Annotated in this window: 4 protein-coding genes; all 4 read right to left on the reverse strand. The window is 64.3% G+C overall.

The features are described 5' to 3' along the window. Positions 1 to 1,873 (reverse strand): heme lyase NrfEFG subunit NrfE (gene nrfE, locus BN1127_RS13130; protein ID WP_082030101.1); only part of this gene is annotated, 1,873 nt, incomplete at its 3' end. A gap of 149 nt (positions 1,874 to 2,022) precedes the next feature. After that, positions 2,023 to 2,979, reverse strand: a complete 957-nt coding sequence (nrfD, locus tag BN1127_RS13135) for a cytochrome c nitrite reductase subunit NrfD (protein WP_042649770.1) — start codon at positions 2,977 to 2,979, stop codon at positions 2,023 to 2,025. Further along, complete coding sequence (gene nrfC / locus BN1127_RS13140) at positions 2,976 to 3,656, reverse strand: cytochrome c nitrite reductase Fe-S protein (RefSeq protein WP_042649771.1); 681 nt, start codon at positions 3,654 to 3,656, stop codon at positions 2,976 to 2,978. Before nrfC ends, nrfD begins: the two co-directional genes overlap by 4 nt. Further along, a partial coding sequence (gene nrfB / locus BN1127_RS13145; protein ID WP_042649772.1) for a cytochrome c nitrite reductase pentaheme subunit occupies positions 3,653 to 4,203 on the reverse strand: 551 nt, incomplete at its 5' end. The genes nrfC and nrfB, both read right to left, overlap by 4 nt.

Here is a 4,203-nt window from a genome sequence, read left to right on the forward strand (position 1 = left end):
GGGCGCCGCCCGCCATCATCAACAGGCCACCGAGCCAGATCCAGCGCACCAGCGGCTTGTAGTGCAACCGCATGGCATAGGCGCTGGGCCCCATCTTATCGCCAAGCACCACATAGAGATCGCCGAGCATTCCCCACGCGATGCCGGGTTCGTTCATGCTCATGGTGCGCACGCTGTAGTGACGCCGCTCTGGGGTGAGCCTGGCCACCTCTTTACCGTCCTTATGCACGCTGAGAGTGATGCGCTCGGCGGTGTAGTTGGGGCCGATGATCGGCTCGCTCCCCTCATAGCGAAACTCGAAGGCACCGAGCCGATAGGGCTGGCCTGCGGCGAGCACGGCGCCCCCCTCCTGACTGTGGTGACTCACCTGCGCAATGCCGAGGGCGCACACCGCCACCCCGAGGTGGGCCAGCAGGCTGCCGAACCGATTGAGGGTGAACTCGCGCCGCAACGTCGGTTGCAAGAGCGGGAGCAGCAGGCTGGCCATCAGCCAGAGGCTCAGCACGTTGGCCGCAAGCCCCAGCCAGCTTGCCCGCAGCGGCTCGGGATAGGCGAGGCTCAGCAAGGCGCCCCCCAGCAGGCCGAACAGGCATGGGAGCAGCACCTTGATGCGGCGCTGGGCTGCCAGATGCTGCCAGCGCAGGCGCGGCAGCTGGGTCATCAGCGCCATCAGGCAGAGGGCCAGCGGCACGAAGATGGTATTGAAATAGGGGGCGCCCACCGAGAGTGAACCCAGATGGAGCGACTGGAACACCATGGGGTAGAAGGTGCCGAGCAGCACGCTGGCGCAGGCCACGCTGAGCAGCAGTATGGCTGCGCCGAGCAGCCCCTCTTTTGACAGCAAGCCAAAGCGGGCATAGGGGGCGCGAATGTCCGCCCGCAGGGCAAACAGGGTGAGGGCGCAGGTCAATAGCAAGCCGAGCAGCAACAAGAGGGTGAGGCCGCGGCTGGGGTCGACCGCAAAGGCGTGCACCGAGGTGAGCACCCCCGAGCGCACCACGAAGGTGCCGAGCAGGCTCAGCGAAAAGGTGAAGATGGAGAGCAGCAACACGGCGTGGCCGTAAGCGCCGCGCTTCTCGCACACCACCAGGGCGTGCAGCAGGGCGGTGCCGAGCAGCCAGGGCAAGAGGGAGGCATTCTCCACCGGATCCCAGAACCACCAGCCGCCCCAGCCGAGCTCGTAGTAGGCCCACCAGGAGCCCAGCACGATACCGGCGGTGAGAAACACCCAGGAGCCGAGCGCCCAGGGGCGGCTCCAGTGGGCCACGGCGCCATCGAGCCGACCCGAGTGCAGCGCCGCCATGGCGAAGGCGAAGTTGACCGCAAAGCCGACGTAACCGAGATAGAGCAGGGGCGGATGGATGATAAGGCCGATATCCTGCAGCATAGGGTTAAGATCACGCCCCTCCAGCGGCCCCGGAAACTGGCGGTCAAACGGGCTGGAGAAGATCAGGGTATAGAGGCCGAACAGCCCGACGATCAGCCCCATGATGGCCAATACCCGGGTGCGGATCAGCGGATCGACCCGCCTGGAGCAAAGGGCCACCAGCGCGCCCCACAGCCCCAGCGCAAAGACGAAGAACAGCATGGAGCCCTCGTGGCCGCCCCACACGGCCGCCATTTTGAAGCCAAGGGGCAGGGCGCTGTTGGCGTGCTGGGCCACATAGACCAGGGTGAAGTCATCCTGGCCAAAACAGCTGGCGAGCAGCAGCAGGGCGGCCCCGAGCAGGAGCGCAACCAGGAGGGCCAGCGGTGTTGCGCAGCCGAGCAGCGGGCGTGAGGCGAGCCGTAGCCCCAGCCAGGGCAGAGTGCCTTGCAGCAGTGCGAGCCCGGTCGCCAGCAACAGTGAGAGATAGCCGAGCTCCGCCAGCACACAACCTCCAGTCAATCATTTGTCTATGTTGTGCCGCAGCGTCTGCACCGTACCGGCGCTGGGGGATAACATCCACATTCCTGGCAACAACTCATCGCAACAAATAAGCGCCAGTCACCCGAGGGTGGCTGGCGCTTGTGATCATACCGTTATACGACTGTCATTTGACCGGCATAAAGCACGAAGTAGCGCAGCAGCAGGATCCCTACCAGGGTCAGGCTGCAGACCAGCACCAGATAGCCGTTTTTGGCCCGCAGCGGCGCGGGAGCCAGCAGGGCCAGCAACTGGGGCAGCAGCATGCCGATGCCCACCACCCCGAGCCAGAACACCTGAGCCCAGAAGCCGCTGCCGATGGCGGCCCACATGGCTGCCTCCTTCTGGCCGCCGCCGAAGTAGAGGCCGGTAAAGAAGCAGACCAGCAGCAACACCTCCACCGCCAGTACCGGCCGCTCGAAGCGGTGGACAAAGCTCACCCCCTGGCTGTGATGGTTCTCCTTGAACAGGGTCACCGCCAGCAAGATGGTGGAGGCGATGCCGGAGCTGATGCCGGAGACCAGAAATAGCACTGGCAGCACCGGGTTGTTCAAGAGCGGATAGGTCTTGAGCGCCGACAGCAGAAAGCCGGTGTAGGCCCCCAGCAGCACGGCGAGCAGCAGCAAGAGCGGCGCCAGCAGCCGCTCGATGCGGGCAAGCCAAGCGATGAGATCATCCACAAAGGCGAACTTCTCTTGCAGCAGGTGCCCGCGCAGCCTCTCGATCTCGGTGCGAAATACCACCGCCAGCCAGGCGAACAGCACCGCCATGTAGACCTGGAACAGCATGACCCCCATCGACATCACGGAGTCGAACTGGTAGTGGAACATCAGCTTCCAGAAGGTCCAGGGGCGGGCCAGATGGAAGATGAGGATCAGTAACCCCAGCACCACGCTCACCGGCGCCAGAATGGCGGTCGCCTTGATGATGCCGCTCTCACTGCCGGCCCCCTTGCGGCGCAGCAGCACCGAGAGGGTGGTGGCCCCGGCGGAGATGCCGAGCAGAAAGAGGTAGATAGCGATCGGCCAGTCCCACACCAGCGAGGGGAAGTGAAATGCCTCTTGCATCGTCATGACTTTATCTCCCCTTTGGGCACGCGGTACATCTTGGGCGAGGTGCCGAGTGCCTGCTTGTAGCGATAGGTGGTCTCCTTCACCAGCCGTTTGGCGATGGGGCTGTCCGGGTCATCCAGATTGCCGAACACCAGCGCCTTGGTGGGGCAGGATTCCACGCAGGCCGGCTCCTTGCCCGCCGCCAGGTTGGTCTTGCGGCAAAAGTCGCACTTATCGGCCACCTTGGTCACAGGGTTGATAAAGCGCACCTGATAGGGGCAGGCGGCGAGACAGTACATGCAGCCGACGCAGAGATCCGGGTCCACGTCGACGATGCCATCCTCCTTGCGGATATGGGAGGCACCGGTGGGGCAAACGTGCACGCAGGGGGCGTTGTCGCAGTGCTGGCAGGACTTGCGAAAGAAGTGATAGTCGGCGTCGGGAAATTCTCCGATGGGGCCCGTGCGGATGATCTCGAGGCGCGAGACTCCTTCCGGCACCTTGTTCACCTCCCGGCAGGCATCCATGCAGGCGGTGCAGCCGATGCAGGCCGTCTCGTCATGGAGCATGCCATAGCGAACCCCGTCGATGGTCTGGCTGTGGGCGAGGATGGCCGTGCCGGCGCGCACCGGGCCCGTCATCATGATGAGGGCTCCCGCGCTCATCCCCGCCATGAAGTCACGACGAGAACAGCTCATGGTGCCTCCTTGCCCGCATTGTTCGGCAGGCCGGCCACCTTGGCTTGATGCTGCTTGCTGTGGCAGTCGACGCAGAGCTTGATGCGGGACTTTTCCGGGATTTCCGCCATGGGCTCCTTGACCGGGTGCAGCTGGTGGCAGCTGGTGCAGGTGAGCTTGGTGGCGTGCACGTCGTGGGCCCAGAGCGCCTCGCGCAGCGGTTTGGGCTCGTGACAGCTCATGCAGACCCCGTTCTGTTCGGCGATGGGGTAGCTCTCGGTGTTCTGCTTCTTTGCCAAGCCGCTTTGCTTGTCTGCCAGGACGCTTTGCTTGTCATTGAAGCTGTCGCTAAAGCGCATCACGTCCTTGACCCCTTCCCGGTGCTGGGAGGAGGGCTGACCGTGGCAATTGGTGCAGGTGACCGGCGCCAGGTTGTTGGGGTTGGTCGCCTGGCCGTGCTTGCCGTGCATCCCCTCGGTCTGCTCCTTGTGACAGTCGGTGCAGGCCTTGTCGGGGCTGCGCAAAAATTCCACCTCGTGTGTGGCAGAGACAGGTGTGGCAGGGAGGG

The sequence above is a fragment of the Aeromonas media genome (assembly GCF_000819985.1).
Taxonomy (GTDB): Bacteria; Pseudomonadota; Gammaproteobacteria; order Enterobacterales; family Aeromonadaceae; genus Aeromonas; species Aeromonas media.

Excerpts from the sequence above, each read along its gene's own strand:
- nrfD (WP_042649770.1), bottom strand. The coding sequence starts at position 2,979 with ATGACGATGCAAGAGGCATTTCACTTCCCCTCGCTGGTGTGGGACTGG.
- nrfC (WP_042649771.1), bottom strand. The coding sequence starts at position 3,656 with ATGAGCTGTTCTCGTCGTGACTTCATGGCGGGGATGAGCGCGGGAGCC.